This is a genomic window from Paenibacillus sp. NPDC058367 (assembly GCF_042723305.1).
Classification (GTDB): Bacteria; Bacillota; Bacilli; order Paenibacillales; family Paenibacillaceae; genus Paenibacillus_AQ.
This window is the reverse complement of sequence record NZ_JBHXIZ010000001.1, coordinates 810,200-830,882: the sequence shown is the minus strand read 5'-3', so window position 1 is coordinate 830,882 and position 20,683 is coordinate 810,200. Positions and strand designations below refer to the sequence as shown.

Below are 20,683 nucleotides of genomic sequence, written 5' to 3'. Positions count from 1 at the left end.
ACTAGAGCCGCATGAATACCGATTGGTATATTATACCGAAATGAAACCTATTACGAAAAGACCCTTTTAATCATCGGGAATGCCGTACGCCATGCATAATGAAATCCTTGAATTGTCGGTCCGTTGCCCGGTCTTCCTCCGTAACCACACCGCCCCGCTGATGCGTAATAATAACGGCTTTTTGTAAATACATGAAATACAGGTGGGTGGACTTCTGTAGAATGTTCAACCACTTATTTTTTTCCTCTGGAGCCACTGCTATTGTCTCAAGAAGTATAAGTCGCGAATACCAGCCTTCCATAGCCTTCTTAAAGTCAGGCAGTTCTGCAGGATTCTTAGAAAGCGTGCTGTAGTAAACTCCAAAAATGGCATCATAGTAGATCAGTGATTCCTGATGATCTCTTAGCGCCAAATATTTATCCAGAATGTTCTCCAGTGATTGTACCGGCTGTTCAAAATCAAAATCAAACAGCAGCTGTCCAAACATCCGCTCCAGGTTAAGGACATAGATTTGAGCGGCTAATTCTTCTTTGTCCTTATAATGATGATACAAAGTGCGCCGGGAGACCCCGGCTTGTTCTGCAATTTGAGCCATATCCGTGCGCTCAATACCTTGAGCACAGAACAAGCTGAGCGCTGTATCCTTAATGATCTCCCTCGTCATTTGCATCTGCTTTTCACGCAAATTCATTAATTTTCTCTCCTGCCTTGTGCGAGTATTTCGCTAATTCTGTGCTATTTCTGAGCTGGCTTCGACGTCATGAGGAACTTGCTCCCAACTGAATAGGGTTTCTGATGGTTGACTGCATCACCTAGCCATTTCAGAAGCTTCACACCATCTTGTTCAGCCTGAAAGAAGGTCTCTCTGGTTGCAAAAGTGTGCGGGGTTGTACCCGTCTTAGCATTTAGCCCATAGTCGGTCAGATAGTAATAATAATTAGGTAAAGTGGCAGCTAAAGAAGATACAGATTGCCGCATTTCCTGTGACCATTCATTAATAATGCGTTGATCTCTGGGCCCCTTGTAATCGTTGATGTTGTTCTGAAAGTGGATCAGAATCTCGTCAAATACCGAGTAGGATTGCAATATTACCGTATTCGCAGGCAGTAGATGACCGTTCGCTTTAAATGCTGCCCCGATGATATCCGCTTCAGGGGTATACCCAAAATTCTTAACGAAGTCTGCCTGCCATTCCTTATTCACAACATTTGGCCACTTGTCTGATTTCAGGAAGGAACTGTCTGAATATTGGAAGATCTCGGAGTCTTTGTAATGAGAGGCGATCTCCGGAGCCCAGAAGGCGGACCCGAATCCACCAGCACTTTCACCTGCAATTAGCAGTTTGCCGGGCTTTTCCACGTTGGCATATATCCAATCAAGGCTGCTTCGCACATTATTGCTGCCGTTATAACGCATTGTAAAGGTGCTGCCGTCCTCTTTTTTATATTCAGCCGTACGGTTACCGATATGGAAATCACCCGTCGAATAGGGAAGGTAGACCACATTCCATCCATGAAAAGGATTGGCAGGGTTATCCGTATCCATCATGCCTCTCAGCAATGTCAGCATATAGAAGGGGATGTTCTGGAAATAGTTGCCCGTATCTCCACCTTTAATGAAGTTCATTAGCTTGATTGGGTGCGCGGCGCTTTGGGCATCCCAACTGGCCCCTCCCCCGGAAAAGAAGATGATCCAGTTATTAGTCTCTCCCTTTTTATTCCAGATAAAATACTCTGATCCATCACTTGAAATGACATTTCCGTCCAGCTTGACTTTATTCCACTCATAAGGCTTCACTTCCGTGATTACGGGGGTGGCGGTGGCCGGTCTCTTGATCACAAAAGCGCTAATCGCAAGAATAGCAATCAAAGCAAGGCTCAATAATCCAATGCATGTGAATATCGTAATTTTCCCCATTCTTCTCATATACATCTCTCCCTTAATTGGAGTATACGCTACGTTAACTCATTGCGCAATGTGTATACTTAAATTCAAAATAAACAATCATAATCGAAAAACGGGGTGTCCTCGCAGCCTTTTATACATGGCTACAGGGACACCCCGATTTTGTATGTTACTTCATTTAATTAGATTCTATACTTTGATTTCAAATGTTCTAATTTCGTAAGGTTCAAGTACAAAGGTAATGACAGGTTCAGTGTGAACCTCACCTTCAGGACGTTCCATTAGATTACATTCTTGCCACGAAATAATGTTCAAGTCGCTCGTCATATCAATCTGCTGGCGGCTTCCGGAATAGTCGTGAACACGTACAACTAATTTTTGACCATCTTCAGATTTCTTAAGGGCAGAAACCATAACCGTATTCGTAGAAAGACGAATCATGGACTTTGTTTCTACTTCAGCTTGCCCCATGGTGCTCCGCAGTGGATTGTTGATGGACCAGGCTTGACGGACGGTATCACCTTGTAGCCAATCCCCAGTATGAGGCAGGATAGAGTAGGTGAATGAATGTTCGCCTTGATCCGCATCAGGGTCAGGGTGTGTTGCCGATTTGATTAGGGATAGACGCATCACATTATCCTTGATGTCGTAGCCATATTTGCAGTCATTCAGCAAGCTAACGCCATAACCACGATCTGATAAATCTGCCCACTGATGACCCACAGTCTCGAATCTAGCGTAATCCCAGCTAGTGTTCCAGTGTGTTGGACGCTTAACATTACCGAACTGGATATCATAAGTGGCTTCGGTAGCTCGTATCGCAACAGGGAAGGCAACTTTCATTAGCTGTTTTTTCTCATGCCAGTCTACGTTCGTCACGAAGTCGATACGACGATGCCCAGCGTGTAAGATCATTTGCTGTTTAATCGTGGAATCCATATAGCTCCATGTGAATTGCACAATACAACGCAATGAACTATTTTCTATGACTTCAATGCTAGTGCAGTCGATCACTTCGCGCATTTTTTGCTGATAGTAGATGTCAATGTCCCAAGCTTCATGTGCTAATGGTTTATCCTCAAACACTTGGAACACATTACCGTGACTTCCATTAGCTAATACTTGACGCTGTTCGTGTTTATCATAGATGGATGACAATTGACCTTGCTCGTTCCACGCTATTTCAAGGTGAGGCGTTGAAATTCCTGATTCATTCAGCTTGAATGGAGTGCTTAGTGGCTCAGAATTCACATCTGCCACGAAGGAAATGGTGGTGTATCCGAGAGAAGGAATGTCGGACACTTCAATGATCCAACGGTCACCTTCACGCTGAGCTTGTAATGGTTTACCTTCTGTGTTTATCCAATGTCCTGTTTCCATGCCAGGCTCTATAGTAATTTCTACGAGCTCAGTTAATTCCCAAGAAGCATTGTTCCAGATGGTATATTTACCGGCTTCACTTCCGTTCACTAGTGCCTTCGTAGATTGTTCCCATACAGATTGACCAATGGCTTCGGCTTGAGCATATTCAATCGTACTGTCTTCGTACACTTCACGAATTGAAGAACCAGGAATAATATCATGGAATTGGTTACGCAAAATAATTCTCCAACCCTCGTCTAAATCGGACTGACGATAGTTCGACCAATCTTCAGACACAACACTTTGCAGTGCGTTTAGCCATTCCGCCTCGCGGTATAGCAGTTCAAGCTTGCGGTTCATCCGCTTATTGTAGGCTTGGCTAGTGTACGTGCCACGGTGATATTCTAAGTAAAGCTCACCATCCCATACATGGACATAACGATCTGTATTAGCAACGGTTTCTTGCAGATTACGGAAGTAATCTCCTGCTGTTCCTGTTTCAATCTTCGGTAGTCCTGGGAGATCGTTGAGTCTGCGGCGCATCTCTAGCATTTCGCGGTTAACCCCGCCGCCGCCATCACCATATCCGTAAGAAAGTAATAAATTGCGATTCACTTCTTTATCCCGGTACGTATCCCAAATTCCTTTTACAGTCTTAGGAATGATGCGGCCATTATAAGTGTAGAACCAAGAATCTTCTTCAGACCAAGGCTCTGGTGTTGTAATGAAGTGTGTTAATACTTCAGTGCCATCAATACCACGCCATTGGAAGGTATCATGTGGCATGCGGTTGTATTGATTCCAGCTAATTTTCGTGGTCATAAACGTATTAATTCCTGATTTTTTTAGAATTTGTGGCAAGGACCAGCTGTAGCCAAATACGTCCGGCAGCCATAAATAATCACATTCAACACCAAATTCATTACGCAAGAAGCGAGTACCATATAGCAATTGACGGACAAGAGACTCACCTGAGGTCAAGTTACAATCTGCCTCGAGCCACATGCCACCGCCAGCTTCCCAGCGTCCTTCAGCAACACGTTCACGAATCTTCTCGTAGATTTCTGGATAATCGTTTTTGATGTATTCATAGAGCTGAGGTTGAGTCTGTAAAAAAGTATAGTCAGGGAACATTTCCATCAGACGGAGTACGGTCGAGAAGGAACGCGCACATTTCTCACGGGTATGCTTCAATTGCCATAACCAAGCTACATCAATATGGGTATGACCAATACAGGTAACAGTAACTGGCGAAGACTTTTCCATTTTATTAATTTCATCACGCAAATAATTACGAGCTTCCTCGATCGAAGCGTAGAAGACCTCTGAACCTGGACGAGACCAGTCAATCAGAAGAAACGAGCGGTCTACTGTACTTAGCAGCTGTGTATATTCTGGTGTTTTTGAATCGAGTACGTTCAGCGTCTCAACTACAGCAAGTGCAGTAAAGTAGAAATCATCCGTTGCATCGTCCAGCCAACAAATTTCTGCCATACGAATGCCATGTGTTTGATCTTTTTTAGGACCGCCACCTTCTAGACCCGACCATAAACGGAAGGTAAGTGGAAGCTGCGTACCTACCGTTTCATCCGGCAAGAACACTTCTGTATGATTGGAATCTACACCTTGATAGGGTTTACCATTGTAGAAGAATAAAGATTCAAAGCCGGAATTGTTTCCGGCACCCGTCTCGCCAAAATCAAATCGACCCAGTACCCTGCGTCCTGCCCAAGAGGCGGGTACGTCTATCTGTGTCGTTAGCCATAAATACAAATCGCGGCCTTTCCAGGTATCGCCAACCTGTAGCTTAGACCATTCTCCATCCACGGGTGGTTCCGCTGCAATTTCACCTTGTTCGTCAATCATAGAATTGAAAAAAGGAATGTGTATTCGATCCCGGTAACGATATTCGGAAATCTCGTTTAGTTGGGAGTTGAGTTTACGTTTGGTTAGAAACATGAGTAATAGCCCTCCATTATCTTGATGGGGGACGAGGATTATAAGACGTATAGGATGATTACAGGTTTGTTTGGGGGGTAGAAACCAACTATAGACGATTTTTAGCGAGATGTAAACTCATGATAAAGAAAAAGGTTGCAAGGAGGAAAGATTTACATCTAAAAATGAATGCGCTCCCATTGCACAAAAAGAAAGGTGGTGTTAAGCTTCTAATCCTAAAGGCTAGATTTTGAAGGAAGGTGAATTTGTTGAATATAAAGAAATTTTATCAAAATCATTTACGAAAAAAGCTGTTTAATAAAATTTTAGCTATATATTCATCCATCATCATTATTACGCTTATTGCCTCTTCCATTACCGTTTATAAATACTATGAACAGACGATCACGCGTCAACATGTTGATGCTAATCGAGAGGTACTGGATTACGTGAGTTTATATATGAATCAGCAGTACGAAGGGATTCAATTGGCCATCCAGCAAATTTATAGTGATGCTTCTGTAAGTGAGGATTTGTCCTACTTTTTGCAACATGATTATGGAGATTATCTTAAATATCGTTTAGATCAGTTTGCTGAAATTGGGAGCTTCGTACCCCATACATTCGATACTTACTTCAAAACGTATTTGAATCAGAAAAGTGGTATTTCTGATGTTATCTTATACAGCACTGAGAAAGAATTTTATTATTTATATAAAAATAATACACGACAGCTCTACAAAAGAGATATAGATATTTCGGAGCAGAAATCACCCATACCCAAGAATGGTTGGGTTTCGCATGAGAAAAAATTATTACTTAAGGAAATAAGGGAAGACAATAACAATTTGTATACAATGACTAGGGAGCTTAAAGATCCGATTTCATTGAAAACGATCGGTATGCTCATTATAGATTTTGATGCTGAACTTATTTCAAAATGGCTTGGTACGAAAGGTACAGAGAATAATGGTCAAGTGTTGGTTCTAACACCAAGCGGTGACGTCATATATGATTCCTTAGGAAGGTATATGGGACAGCAGTATCCGCATATCGCTGGTCTTTATTCAGACAACTGGACTGCACTGGATGGATTATCCAAAGTTAACTTAAATACAACGAATAGCTCAGGTCTTATTGTGGCAGGAATCATTCAGAAGTCGCAGGTCAATAAAGAAATGGTGGTAGTACGAAATTGGATTATCGGGATTACGGCAGCACTAATTGTTGCGGCAATGTCCATTACATACGGAATAATTTTACGTTTCTCTAAAAAAGTGAAGATCATTGTCAAATCTATGAAGCGCTTACAGGAAGGCGACTTAAGCACGCGCATTCATCTTAACCGGGAGGATGAATTGCAGCTCATTGCCAACAATTTTAACTATATGTGTGAAAGACTAGAGCTGTATATTAATAAAGTTTACATTTCAGAAATTACGCAAAAAAATGCAGAACTCGTTGCTCTTCAATCGCAGATTAATCCGCATTTTTTATATAATACGCTTGAAGCTATAAGGATGCGGGCTATTTCGCAAGGTGCGAAGGATGTAGGTCAGATGATTTACATTTTATCTACGTTATTCCGAACGATGATTAAGAAAAGTATGGTTGTTACCATCGCTGATGAGATTGAATATTGCAATCTATATCTTGAGCTGTTTCAGATTAGGCATAAAGATAAGCTTCAAATCGAGTCGCGAATAAGTCCAGTGGCTATGAATTGTTCTATCGTTAAACTGCTGATTCAGCCGGTCATTGAAAATTATATTGTTCACGGATTCAGGCCCGAACGCTCCGATAACTTAATCCGCATTGAAGTAACTGAATCAGACGGTAGCATTCAAATTGCTATTAGAGATAACGGAAATGGGATTATTCCCAGCAGGCTAACGGAACTTCAAAAAACACTTCAAGTCAGTATGCGAATGGATGCACCACCTTCCTCGCTTGGACTATGTAATGTGAATGAGCGAATTAAGCTTTATTATGGGATTGAATATGGATTATCGATTGCTAGTGAGATCGGTGTAGGAACAACAGTCATCATGAATATACCAGTGGTAAGGGAGAGTATTAAATAATGCACAACATACTTATTGTGGATGATGAACCTCTTATTCTTGAAGGATTACGTTCAGTGATCGAATGGGAAGATTATGGACTAAGAATCGCAGGGCAAGCGAGTAATGGGGAAGAAGCTTTAGAGTTTCTGCATAGCCATAACGAAGCCATTGACATATTAATTACAGATATTACGATGCCAAAGCTGACGGGACTTGAACTCATTCAACAAATTAAGTCTTTTGATTCAAAAATGAGATTTATTATCTTAAGCGGCTATGAACAATTTGAGTATTTAAAAGCTGGAATGAGTCTAGGCATTGAAAATTATATTCTTAAACCCATTAACATAAAAGAATTGGAATCAACCATTGAGCAAATTGTTGAGGTCCTTAATCAAGAGGATGTTGAACAATTTCATGCGAAGGAGGATCAGCAAGTTTTACGTAACAATATTTTAAATCGTTGGGTCACTGGAAATATAGATCGACAGGAGCTATTGCATCGTTCAAAAGTCTTAAATATTTCTCTGGACTGTTCATGTTTTACGGTGGCTGCGATTCGGCTTATTACGGAACATGAAGAGGATGAGGGTCAACTGCACCCTAATCAACTTATGGAAGAATGTTATCGTATCGCTGTGCAGTCCGTAGCAGAGCGCGGAACAGTTATTGTATTTATAGATATGGAAGGTGATCTTGTTCTTATTGTTGCGGAGTCGGCTGAAGATGAGAACAAAGAAGAAATGTATTGCATGCTGCAACAAGTGCAATGTGAGATTATGCATGAATTAGGAAAGTCTGTCTGGATTACGATAGGAAGTAAGGAATATACTTTTCAAGAATTACCACAAAGTTATAAAAAAGCGAAAAGTTTATATGTGGATCATCTGATGCTGCCGGGCTACCCGATTATAGATGTGGACCAACTGTCGAAGATGGTGTTACATGAGGAAAAGCTCGAAATTGATTATGAAGCATTTACTAAACTATTATTATCTGGCGAGCGTGAGGCGGCAAATCAATTTATCGCAGAAACATTCCAAAAGCTGTTCGGATGTGGCGTGATTACACGCATTGATAATTACAACGTGGCGATTGAATTAATGTTGATCGCTAAGAATATGGAGAAGAACTGTAATTTCAGTGCTGTGTTTAATCCTTTGCTACGCATCCATACCATTGAGCAGTTGCTCCATCATGTGCAGGAAAGTGTGAATGAAACGCTGGACCAATTATCGCTAGTGAGTGATGAACTCAGTCCGAATATGAGATATATGGTGGATCAAGTGAGCAAACATTATAGAGAAGAACTATCTCTGAAGACGCTCAGTCAGCGAATGAATATGCATCCTTCTTACTTGGGACAGCTATTTCAGAAGGAGATGGGGCGAAGCTTCTCTGATTATGTGAACCAATTCCGAATTGAAAAAGCAAGACAACTGCTGCTTCAAACTACGTTATTAACCAATGAAATTGCAGCTGAAGTAGGGTATCTAGATCCAGCGTATTTTTATCGCCAGTTCAAAAAATCAGTAGGCATATCTCCAACAGAACTTCGAAATATGTATAAAAAAGAAAAGGCGTAGGATTTAGGAAATGTTCCCCGGTATCACGTTCAAGTGGAGGGTTCACGAACGTTGGTCACGGGAATGTTTCCTTTTTTTTGTTCAAATCTTAAGGATTTTCAAGCCTCACGGAGGTCGTTTTTTCTTGCGATCTTTAATTTTTACATATCATTCTGGAGTTTTTCAACTTTATGAAACCGCTTTTATAGCGCAGAATTAAAGATAGTTAAAGGGGCAAGGAAATAAGATCGAAAGGGTATTACGGGGATTGTTTGGGGATAGAGAAGGGGGATGTGGAATAGTGTCTGCATTTTTCAAAAGCTTAAATAAGGATAAAGTACTGTGGTTTATGGTATTACCAGGGACAATATGGTTCCTAATCTTTTGTTACTTACCGATGTTCGGAACCATTATTGCATTTAAGGATTTCAAGATTCATCGGGACGGATTCTTTGCAAGCGTTTTAAATAGTAAGTGGGTTGGCCTTGAAAATTTCAACTTTTTGTTCTCGACAGAGGACGCCTATATTATTACAAGAAATACGATACTGTATAACGTGGCGTTGATCTCTCTCGGTTTAGTTCTTGCGGTGGGCATTGCAATCACCTTGAACGAACTTGTGAACAAACGGATGGCCAAAGTTTATCAAACGGCGATGTTTATGCCTTATTTTCTTTCTTGGGTTATTATTAGCTTCTTTACATTCAGCTTCCTAAGTGTAGATAAAGGGATCTTGAATCAAGTGATTGTTTACTTCGGAGGCGATCCTGTTTCCTGGTATGGGGATACTCGCTTTTGGCCATATATCCTAATTTTCATGGGAATTTGGAAATCAATTGGTTATTCAAGTGTTGTTTACTTAGCGGCTATAGCGGGTATCGACAAGTCCTACTATGAAGCGGCTATGATTGATGGGGCCAGCAAATGGCAGCAAATTAAGTTTATTACACTTCCTTTGCTTAAGCCTTTAATGGTAACGCTAACTATTCTAGCGATTGGTGGTATTTTTAGATCTGACTTCGGTCTATTCTATCAAATTCCTCGGGATTCCGGTGTTCTATACTCCGTAACGAATGTTATCGATACTTATATCTATCGAAGCATGAGTACGACAGGAAACCTAGGGATGAGTACAGCAGCGGGTCTATATCAATCGATCGTTGGATTTATCATGGTAATTGTAACGAATTCTATTGTGAAAAAGATCAGCAAAGAAAACGCGATATTCTAGAAAGGAGTCAATTGACGTTATGGAAGTATTCAAACGTAAGCCGAAAGAAGTCGACAACAACGCCATTACTCCTTTTTGGAATGTGGTACTCAATATTGTGATTGGAGTTTTCGCCTTTACCTGTGTGTTTCCGTTCTTGTTTGTCATAGCCATTTCTTTTACAGATGAGAAAGTACTCGCTTTAAATGGATTTAGCTTAATTCCAGAAAAATTTAGTATGGCGGCGTATCAGTTTATTTTTAACACAGGTGATCAGTTATTTCGTTCCTTTGGAGTTACCTTACTTGTTACTGTACTAGGTACACTCATTAGCTTATTTCTAATTACAACTTACGCCTATGTTCTTTCTCGAAGATCATTTCGCTATCGTAATTTTTTCAGCTTCTTCGCCTTCTTCACGATGTTATTCTCAGGCGGAATGGTTCCAAACTATATTGTGGCCACACAGTTTTTACATTTGTACAACACGATATGGGCTTTAATATTGCCAATAGCGATGAATGCCTTTTTCATCCTAGTGATGCGGACCTTCTTCCAGACTTCAGTGCCTGATGCACTCATTGAGGCAGCCAAAATCGACGGTTCAGGGGAGTTTCGGACATTCCTGCAAATTGTACTTCCGATCTCATTACCGGGGATTGCAACGATTGGATTGTTCTGTACGCTGGGCTATTGGAATGATTGGTTTAATGCGCTGCTGTATATAGATGATGCGAGTCTTGTACCGCTCCAAGCGATGCTGATGCGAATTCAGAATAATATGGAGTTTGTTATCCAGAACAGCATGCAGATGGGATCAAGCTTTGAGATTGCTGCGACCTTGCCGACAGAAACCGTTCGTATGGCGATGGTTGTACTGGCGACCTTGCCTATAGCACTAGCGTATCCCTTCTTCCAAAAGTATTTTGTAAAAGGCTTAACTGTGGGCTCTTTAAAAGAGTAACACTACTAAGATGTATTTATTCGAATCGCTAGAACAGGAGTCGATATAAATAAAGAGTTAATTAAACTAAAGGGGGAAAATAGAAATGAAAGTGAAAAAAAGTTTAACGCTCGCTCTTGCTGGAACAATGCTTTTCTCTGGCCTTCTTGCTGGATGTGGTTCGAATAATAATACAAATGCTGCTAAAGAAACAAACAATTCAGCAGCAGCAGGGAATTCAGCAGGGAGTACATCGGAATTAAAGCCATATGAGCTGAAGATGTATTTAATTGGTGGACCTCAAAAGGATTTGGATCTTGTATTAAAAGAAGTTAATAAATATACCCAAGAAAAAATTAATGCGACGTTGAACATTACGATGTTCGATTGGGGTGATTACGATAAGAAGATGCAAGTCATTACCGCTTCTGGTGAGCCTTATGACATTGCCTTTACCTCTTCTTGGACAAATGATTTCCGCCGTAATGCAGCTAACGGTACCTTCTTGGGTCTGAACGATCTGCTAGATAAGTATGGAAAGGAAACAAAAGAGGTTTTGGACCCACGTTTCTTAGAAGGAACTAAGATTAAAGGTGAGATCTATGGTGTTCCTGTAAATAAGGAGCTTGGACAGCAATGGGTATGGCGCTTCAATAAGAAATATGTTGATAAATACAACATGGACATTTCCAACATTCGTACATTGGATGATCTAGAGCCACTACTTAAAACGATTAAAGAGAATGAGCCTGCGGATATTACACCGCTAGCTGTTCCTAAAGGCTTTAAACCATTCATGCCATTTGACTATGTACTAGGTGATGAGTTACCTATCGGGGTCTATATGGATTCCACAGATGGCAAGGTTGTTAATATTCTGGAGACACCTGAACTTGCAACATCGTTAGATACGATGCGCAGACTTTACACAGCAGGTTACTTACGCCCAGACGTTGCAACACTTGAAGGTATTGATAACATTAAGACCGGTAAATGGTTTGCCGATCGCGAAATCACACAGCCTTATGCAGAAAAAGGTTGGTCTCGTTCAGCAGGTTATGAAATTGTAACTTCGCCTATGCATGAGCCTTATGTGTATACACAGTCCGCTGCAGGTTCGATGCACGCTATTTCCGTAACCTCAGGTGATCCTGAACGGGCTATGATGTTCTTGAATCTTTTGAATACAGATAAGTACTTACGCAATTTGCTCAACTATGGTATCGAAGGCACTCATTATAAGAAAATTTCCGAGAATGTCATTGAAGATCTGCCAGCTATGCAAGATAGCTATGCAATGCCAGGCTTCACGCTTGGAAATATGTTACTGACTTATCTGCATGCTGATGACCCTGCTGATAAATGGGATGCTTTCAAGAAGTTTAATGATTCATCAAAAGAAGCCCCTACCTTCGGTTTTGCATTTGATCCTACACCTGTAAAAACAGAAGTAGCGGCCATCAACAACGTAACTAAAGAATTTATGCCAGCTCTATACACAGGTTCTGTTGATCCTAAAACATATCTGCCAAAAGCAACCAAGAAATTTAAAGAAGCTGGACTGGAAAAAGTCATTGCTGAAGTTCAAAAGCAACTTGATGAGTGGAACCAGACAAAGAAATAAGCTTTGAACGTAACACGCCTACGATTAATCTAAAGGTAACACAAATAGGATTAGTGGAGACGGGCAGCTATGCTGCCCGTCTCTCTATCTATACTCATTTTTATCAAGAGGAGTGGGAATATGGAACAATTCAGACTGCCAACCATCTCAATGCCGAAGCTTCCGCTTCCACAATCGATTCAAGAAGTATTGAACGAAGCAGAGGAGAAATTAGCGCATCGGCCTAAACTATTGCAGCTCTTCAAGAACTGCTTCCCGAATACACTTGAGACAACGACTAAGCTCATGGATGATGGAACAACATTCATCATTACTGGTGATATCCCTGCTTCCTGGTTGCGAGATTCTGTGGAGCAGGTTATGCACTATGTGCCATTTGCGAAGAATGATCCGGATCTTCAACGTATCATTAGCGGTCTAATTAAACGACATATTCAGTATATACATATTGATCCGTATGCTAATGCGTTTAACGAAACAGCGAATGATTGGCATTGGAGCACTAGCGATATTACGGAAATGTCCCCTTGGGTGTGGGAACGTAAATTCGAGATCGATTCTCTCTGTTTTTCTATGCGTCTGGCTTATGCCTATTGGAAAGAAACGGGGAAGACTGATATATTCGACGCCGGATTTAAGGCAGCAATGGTCAAAATATACAACTTATTTAAAACTGAGCAGCGCCATGCTGAATTATCTCCTTACAGCTTTATGCGTAATAATGGAATACCTGAAGATACGTTACGCAACAACGGTCTTGGTATGCCTGTAAATTACACGGGGATGGTCTGGTCCGGGTTCCGATCAAGCGATGATGCTTGCGACTTCCATTACAATATCCCGGGGAATATGTTCGCCGTTGTTGCATTACGTCATATGCAGGAATTCGCAGAATGGGTATTCCGTGATCTTGAATTTCTAAAAGAGCTTAAAGCATTAGAAGCGGACATTGATCATGGAATCAAGCTGTATGGTATTTATCGTCATCCGAGATTCGGACCAATCTACGCCTATGAGACCGACGGTTACGGCAACTACTGCTTGATGGATGATGCGGGAACACCGGGGCTCATGTCGATTCCTTATCTCGGCTATGTTACAGCAGATGATGAGATTTATCAGAATACACGGCGATTTGCGCTGAGCAAGGAGAATCCTTTTTACTTCGAAGGAACAGCAGCGAAAGGGATTGGCAGTCCACATACTCCGAAAGATTATATCTGGCATATGGCATTGTCTATGCAAGGTTTGACGGCTTCCACGAAGGAAGAGAAGCTGGACATGCTTGCGATGCTAGAGGCAACGGATGCGGGGACTGGTTTTATGCATGAAGGATTTCATGTCGATGACCCGAATATATTCACTAGAAAATGGTTTGCCTGGTCCAATAGTCTGTTCTCCCAACTAGTCTACAAATCGATGAAGGAAGGACTACTATGAGCAGACCTGTAATCATATTCTATGATTCTGATTTCCCAATTTCCAATTCTATTCCTAGTGACGCGGTTAAATCCATGCGTGAGTTCGGTATGATTGTGAATGCGAATCAGCTTGCAGCAACGCTTAAGGAAACCGAAGGTGGATGTTTCATTAATCTGCATGCACCCTATTTTCCAAAAGCGGCATGGATAGACATTCTTGGATATTTGCAAAGAGGTGGTGGGCTGATCAGCATTGGAGGTGCCCCCTTCAAACAACCCGTTCGCTGGAAAAATGAACAATGGCATGTGGAAGCAGAGCAGACCTCTTATCACCAAGAGCTGTCTATTCATGAGGTACTGCGTGTTGATTGTTCTCGCAACCAGTCCTTGCTTGCATCAGATGTCATTCCTCTGCTTAAGGGGCAAGAAGCTCTTTTTATAGCGAGTGAAGAGACATGGAACCTTGTGCCACATACGACGAAGACGAGTGATTTACCCCATCAAATGGGGTCAGCAGGTCCGATGAGCACACGGATTTACCCGCTTTTGAAGGGAATTACGCATGAGGGGCGGGAAACTGCTGCTCCAGTAGTTCTTTGGGAGAATACGATTGGTTTATTTGCAGGCTCACGCTGGCTGTTCGTAAATACGGCTGCAACGGCTTCTTTATGGAAGGAAAAAGGGCTGTCCGCGATGACTGAGTGGGTTCGTTTCTGTAGTAAGGGTGTAACGGAAATGTGGGTTAAGCCAAATTACGCGTCATATGAGTCAGGAGAACGGGCTTCTCTGACACTTCAGATTCAGCAGCTTGAGCGGGTACAACCTTCTTTGCGAAATGAAGACAATTGGAAGTTAACAATGAATGTTGAGCATGAATCCGATCCCTCCTTGCGTTGGTCCGATTGTTTGGAGATGAAGGCTAATGCTGAGCTTAACATCGTTCGGGTGCCTATTCCTCTGGAAATTAGGAGCGGTCTGTTCCAAGTGATCTGCGAAGCGGAAGCCAGTGATGGTGAGGTCCGTATTCTACGTCAAGGGTTCTGGGGGCATGCCCCTGAACTTCTAGCAGCAGGTGAACCGGTAACGAGTGGAAGAGATTATTTCATAAAAGATGGGCGTCCGCTACCTGTTGTGGGGATGACTTATATGACGAGTGATGTGGCACGGAAATTTCTATTTCTGCCGAACGTTGGGGTATGGGATCGCGATATGGGTCAAATGCGGAAGGCAGGGATTAACTGGATCCGAACAGGAATCTGGACTGCTTATCGTAACGTGATGCAAGACGATGGTCATGTTTCAGAAGAGGTACTGCGAGCGATTGATGCCTTTATCATGACGGCCAAGAAGCATGATCTTCAGGTGACTTTCACGTTCTTCTCCTTCACACCGGAAACGTGGGGTGGGGTGAATCCTTATTTGGACCCACAAAGTGTTGAGGCTCAGAAGCGGTTCATTCGTTCTATTGTATCTCGTCATAAAGCGTCTTCGAATGTAGATTGGGATCTTATTAATGAACCATCGATGTTTGATCCGGCACGGATTTTCTCGGATGGTCCGAGTTCATGTCATGATCGCTTCGAGCAACAAGCTTTCATAGAATGGCTTCGACATAGACATGGGGAAATCGAAGTACTACAGGAACGTTGGAATATGACACCCGCACAGCTTCCTGACTTTGAATCGGCAGGGCTGCCAGAAGCGAAAGAGATGAACTTCGATGTACAGGATATGCACAGCGCTAAAAGAGGGACGCGTTGGCTTGATTATTGCTTGTTCTCCATGGATATGCATAACCGCTGGGTGAAGCAGTTATCTGACGCCATTAAGGAGCAATGTCCAGATCAGATGGTTACGGTCGGTCAGGATGAAGGGCTAGGGGCACAGCGACCTTCGCCGTTCTTCTACGAGGAGGCGGTGGATTACACCACTGTACATTCCTGGTGGTTTAATGATTATCTGGTGTGGGACGGCATCTTTGCCAAGACACCTAATAAGCCAAACCTAATTCAAGAGACTGGCGTCATGTATGTAGAAACTCCTGATGGACGAGCCAAACGTTCGGAGCTAGAGCTGCGAAATCTTCTCGAACGCAAATATGCCTATGCGTTTGGAACTGCTGGTGCGGGGGCCATACACTGGATTTGGAATACGAACTTCTATATGGATAATGCGAATGAGTCCCATATCGGAGCATTGAGAGCAGATGGAACCGAAAAGCCAGAGGCGGATGTCTCTTATGACTTCGGGAAGTTTATAGAAGGCATTCGTGACGTATTTGGAGATCGGAAACTGGAAGAGATCGCTGTAGTGTTTCCGTATTCGAATGATTTCTCTAACCGGAAGCTGGCTTTCGCTGCTACAACAGAGCTTACCCGTATTCTTTCATATGATCTAAAGATGCCTTTTAGAGGGGCTTCTGAATACCACCTAGATGATTTGGAGAACCATCCTGTGAAGCTTATTATACTGCCAAGCGCGCATAACTTCGATGATGCAGCGATGGAAAGGTTGTTACACATCGTCGAAGAGACAGGTGCGGTATTGCTTGCTACAGGCCCGCTCGACATTGATGCTTACTGGCGTTCTTCAGAGCGCTTAAGTGATATTCTTGGCAAGCGTGAATTACGTAATGTGCGCCGTGAAGAAGTGCTTAGCCTTCAAGGCCAAGAACTCCCCGTCTCCTTCGGTCACCGACGGATTGCTGAGGTATCGAAGGAAATGATGATTCACGAATCCGGCGGAAGCGGAAGCTCTACTATAGACTCAGTCATAAACATCCCGCTTGGCAAGGGTCGTCTCCTATGGAGTCCACTGCCCGTTGAATTGAGCGACCGAAGTGATACTACGTCTGCACTGTATCGCTACGCGCTCCATGCTGCTAATGTGGAGTGTGACTTGGAGTGGATTAGCGGAGGGGACTTAGTAGGTATCTACGGACGGAAATTGAGCTTTGCTACAGGAGCGCTCTTCACCTTCGTATCGGAATATGCTCAGGATGCGAAAATCGAGGTGAAGGATTCAGCCACTGGCCGAACCTACGCGTTCTTGTTGGAACAGGAACGTTCAGTCCTGTTTGCTACGGACTATAAAGGTGATCTTCTTGGCGTGTATCGCCAGCAGGAAGTTGAAATCCATATAACTTATCCACATCTACTACATTAAGGATCTTAGTAGAGAGTACGTATTGCATATAAGGAGGTCTTCACATTGGATAGCTCAAATAAATCTATTAAACCTCAGACTGCCCATATTATTTCTCATACTCACTGGGACCGGGAATGGTATCTTCCATATGAAAAGCATCATGTACGCCTGATTAAACTGGTCGATGAATTGCTGGATCGATTGGATGAGGATGGTGAATTTAAGAGTTTTTATCTTGACGGACAGACAATCATTCTGGAAGATTATCTTCAAGTTCGTCCCGAGAATCAAGATCGTCTACAAAAACATATTACGGAAGGTCGTCTTCTGATTGGACCTTGGTATATTCTGCAAGATGCTTTCCTTACCAGCGGAGAGGCAAATGTACGTAATATGCAGATTGGTCATCAGGATTCGAAGCGTTACGGTGAACCTTCTAAGATCGGTTATTTTCCGGACACCTTTGGTCTAGTGGGTCAGACTCCACAATTAATGAAGCAATCAGGCATCAATAATGCCTTTTTTGGAAGAGGTGTAAAGCCGACTGGGTTCAACAATACAGTATCGGACGGTGGATATGAATCTTCGTTCTCTGAGCTGATATGGGAAGGTCCGGATGGATCGAAAGTACTTGGAATTCTATTTGCGAATTGGTATTCGAACGGAAACGAAGTGCCAGTGAATGAAGCAGAGGCAAAAGAGTTCTGGGAGAAGAAGTTAGCAGATGCTCGGAAATTTGCCTCTACAGGCGAGTTATTATTCATGAACGGCTGCGATCATCAACCGGCTCAACTGGATTTGCCGGAGGCTATTGAAACTGCGAAGCGGTTATATCCAGATATGGAATTTATCCATTCCAACTTCCCTGATTACCTTAAAGCTGTAGAAGATGTAATGGATCACAACAACTTGTCGACCGTAAAGGGCGAACTGCGGAGCCAGCACACTGACGGATGGGGGACGTTAGTGAATACTGCATCTGCTCGTGTCTATTTGAAACAGATGAATCAGGAAGGGCAAGTCTTGCTTGAAAAGGTGGCTGAGCCACTCGCTTCATTCGCACATGTATTGGGCAAAGATTACCCTCATCATCTGTTCACCTATGCCTGGAAGACGTTAATGCAGAACCATCCTCACGACAGCATTTGTGGCTGCAGCGTGGATGAGGTACATCGCGAAATGGTAACACGCTTTGATAAAAGCCGTCATGTAGCAGAGACCATTGTTGATGATAGTAAGCGCATGATCGCTGAAGCTGTGAATACGTCCGGTTTTGCAGCATATGGTGAAGAAGTGCTTCCGTTAGTAGTCATGAATATGACAGGGTGGAGACGCACGGGTACAGTGAGCATAGAAATTGATGCGGCACGTCTCTATTTGAGAGAGGGTTTCTCTCTAGAAGAAACGGCCAGCCGTATGAAAGATATTGACTTAAACGGTCGTGAATTAGCAGACGATCAAGGGAATGCCATTACATGCCAGATGGAGGATTTGGGTCTTCAGTTTGGTTATGATTTGCCTGACGATAAATTCCGCCAGCCCTATATGTGCCGCCGAGTAAGACTTACCTTTGAAGCTGTGCAAGTTCCGGCGCTGGGTCTTCGTGCATATGCGTGGGTTCGTCGTGCTAACGCAGGGTTGCCTATAGCTCCTGAATCTTTGCTTCAAGGGGATCGGGTGTTGGAGAATGAGGCCATCAAAGTAGTGATCCATGATAATGGTTCATTTACGCTAAGTGACAAAGCCAGTGGCATGACCTACCGGGATCTTGGTGTGTATGAGAACACAGGTGATATCGGGAATGAATACATGTATAAACAGCCAGAGGGTGAACAAGCTTTAACGACCAAGGGACTACAGGCGAATATTTGCGTTTTGGAAAATACACCTTATCGAGCATCTGTGGAAATTAAGCATGACTGGGAGATTCCAGCCTCAGCAGATAATAAGCTGGACGAGGAACAGCGTGCCCTTGTGTACTACCCCGAGCGGAAAGCGCAGCGCAGTAGTGACACAGTCATTCTTAAACTTCGTACCGTAATTAGCTTGGAGCGGGGCGGGAAAGGGCTGCATATCGAAACGACGATAGACAATAAAGCCAAAGATCACCGGATTCGTGTGTTATTTCCGACAGATTTGAACGCCGTCACACATCATGTGGATTCGATGTTTGAGGTTGCGGAGCGGAATATTGAGCCAGCTACAGAATGGATGAATCCGAGTAACACGCAGCATCAGCAGGCCTTTGTTGATATCAGTAATGAAACAGCCGGTCTAACCGTCGCTAACTTTGGATTAAATGAATATGAAGTGCTAAGAGATGGTCGTAACACCATTGCGATTACATTACTCCGTAGCGTGGGTGAACTGGGAGACTGGGGTCTGTTCCCAACTCCGGAAGCGCAATGTCTCGGAGAGCATGTTGTACGTATGGAGCTCATCCCACACACAGGAGATGGTATAACCTCAGGTGCTTTTGCTGAAGCTTATCAATTCCAGATTCCTTGGGTCGTATGTCAGACTGATGTACATGAAGGAGCGATTGCTCCGGTGTATACTCCATTCGAATGGGAGAGTCAGGAGCTCGCATTTTCCTCTCTAAAAATGAACGAGCAGACTGGAGACCTGCTGCTTCGCTGGTACAACATGAGTCAGCAAAGTACCGACCTGACCATCCGTTCAACGATACCGCAGCAGTATTTCTATAAGACGTCGATCCTGGAAGAGGAGAGCCACCCACTCTCTAGCGAAGAGAAAGGTAGTTCGGCCTTACAGATCGGTCCATGCGAAATTGTAACGATTGGTATTCGGAGATAGAATTAACTTATTTTTTTCTTATAATTTAACAAAAGGACGATAACCAAAAGTCATTCGACTCTTTGGTTATCGTCCTTTTAAGTTTATAACTATGAGCTTTAAGAAGAAGACTTACTACGCGTTGGGGAACTGAGATGATCAATCTGCTCGTCTAGAACGGTGCTGGCTTTGCCTAAAAATTGTGAAATGAGGGCAAGTTCTTCATCCGTATAGGAAGCAGCCAATTTAACCATAGCGGTATGAAGTGGCATGTACGTGTCAATGACATCTTCTTTATTTTCATACAACGGGACAATAATTACTTTACGGCGATCATTAGGGTCATTTTGTCTGCGAACGTATCCGTTTTTTTCGAGACGATCTATTAATGCAGTAACGCTACCTGTGGCAAGTCCAGTTAGTTTGGACAGCTCTCCAGCGGTAATGGGGCCTTTTTCACGCAGGATATCCACAGACAAAAAATCATTATTGTATAACCCAAGAGAGGCGGCTACGTTTTGCTGGTATACCACCGTTCGTGTTCCCAGACCACGCATGAGTAAGGTGAATTGTTCTTGCTCTGGTGTAGGTTGTACTTGTTCATGGCTTGACAAAGGATAACGCCCCTTTTAAAATCTTTATATCTCGTCAATCAAGATATTTGATTATGAAGTTATTTTGAAATGTGTTATTTTACAAATACATT

General features: G+C 42.8%; 12 protein-coding genes. 8 read left to right on the top strand and 4 right to left on the bottom strand.

The window, feature by feature from the left end:
• Positions 1-70: 70 nt before the first annotated feature.
• From ACFWMP_RS03860 to ACFWMP_RS03850, 3 genes are all read right to left on the bottom strand, one after another.
• Entirely contained in the window at positions 71-691 is a 621-nt protein-coding gene (locus ACFWMP_RS03860; RefSeq protein ID WP_339247090.1) for a TetR/AcrR family transcriptional regulator, read from the bottom strand.
• Positions 692-735: 44 nt separating this feature from the next.
• A complete protein-coding gene (locus ACFWMP_RS03855; RefSeq protein ID WP_339247092.1) occupies positions 736-1,926 on the bottom strand; it encodes a pectin acetylesterase-family hydrolase in 1,191 nt (396 codons plus the stop codon).
• 168 nt (positions 1,927-2,094) lie between these two features.
• Entirely contained in the window at positions 2,095-5,226 is a 3,132-nt protein-coding gene (locus ACFWMP_RS03850) for an alpha-mannosidase (protein ID WP_379422049.1), read from the bottom strand.
• 248 nt (positions 5,227-5,474) lie between these two features.
• On the opposite strand from ACFWMP_RS03850, the gene ACFWMP_RS03845 reads away from it, so the two are divergent.
• The 8 genes from ACFWMP_RS03845 to ACFWMP_RS03810 all read left to right on the top strand — a co-directional run bounded on the left by ACFWMP_RS03845 (position 5,475) and on the right by ACFWMP_RS03810 (position 19,998).
• Positions 5,475-7,289, top strand: coding sequence for a sensor histidine kinase (locus tag ACFWMP_RS03845; protein WP_052404244.1), 1,815 nt, complete (start codon positions 5,475-5,477; stop codon positions 7,287-7,289).
• Entirely contained in the window at positions 7,289-8,857 is a 1,569-nt protein-coding gene (locus tag ACFWMP_RS03840; protein ID WP_379422047.1) for a response regulator, read from the top strand. The genes ACFWMP_RS03845 and ACFWMP_RS03840 overlap by 1 nt, the downstream gene beginning before the upstream one ends.
• Positions 8,858-9,185: 328 nt before the next feature.
• The gene (locus tag ACFWMP_RS03835; protein ID WP_042193664.1) at positions 9,186-10,067 is read left to right on the top strand and encodes an ABC transporter permease; all 882 of its coding nucleotides are present in this window, start codon (positions 9,186-9,188) and stop codon (positions 10,065-10,067) included.
• Positions 10,068-10,086: 19 nt separating this feature from the next.
• Positions 10,087-11,010, top strand: coding sequence for a carbohydrate ABC transporter permease (locus tag ACFWMP_RS03830; RefSeq protein ID WP_076283087.1), 924 nt, complete (start codon positions 10,087-10,089; stop codon positions 11,008-11,010).
• A gap of 85 nt (positions 11,011-11,095) precedes the next feature.
• The gene (locus tag ACFWMP_RS03825) at positions 11,096-12,613 is read left to right on the top strand and encodes an ABC transporter substrate-binding protein (protein ID WP_379422045.1); all 1,518 of its coding nucleotides are present in this window, start codon (positions 11,096-11,098) and stop codon (positions 12,611-12,613) included.
• 120 nt (positions 12,614-12,733) lie between these two features.
• Entirely contained in the window at positions 12,734-14,053 is a 1,320-nt protein-coding gene (locus tag ACFWMP_RS03820; protein ID WP_379422043.1) for a glycoside hydrolase family 125 protein, read from the top strand.
• The gene (locus ACFWMP_RS03815) at positions 14,050-17,199 is read left to right on the top strand and encodes a beta-galactosidase (protein WP_379422041.1); all 3,150 of its coding nucleotides are present in this window, start codon (positions 14,050-14,052) and stop codon (positions 17,197-17,199) included. The genes ACFWMP_RS03820 and ACFWMP_RS03815 overlap by 4 nt, the downstream gene beginning before the upstream one ends.
• Before the next feature lie 45 nt (positions 17,200-17,244).
• On the top strand, positions 17,245-19,998 hold the full coding sequence (locus ACFWMP_RS03810) for an alpha-mannosidase (protein ID WP_379422039.1): 2,754 nt from the start codon (positions 17,245-17,247) through the stop codon (positions 19,996-19,998).
• 98 nt (positions 19,999-20,096) lie between these two features.
• On the opposite strand, the gene ACFWMP_RS03805 is transcribed toward ACFWMP_RS03810, so the two are convergent.
• On the bottom strand, positions 20,097-20,534 hold the full coding sequence (locus ACFWMP_RS03805) for a MarR family transcriptional regulator (RefSeq protein WP_231573481.1): 438 nt from the start codon (positions 20,532-20,534) through the stop codon (positions 20,097-20,099).
• Positions 20,535-20,683: the final 149 nt, after the last annotated feature.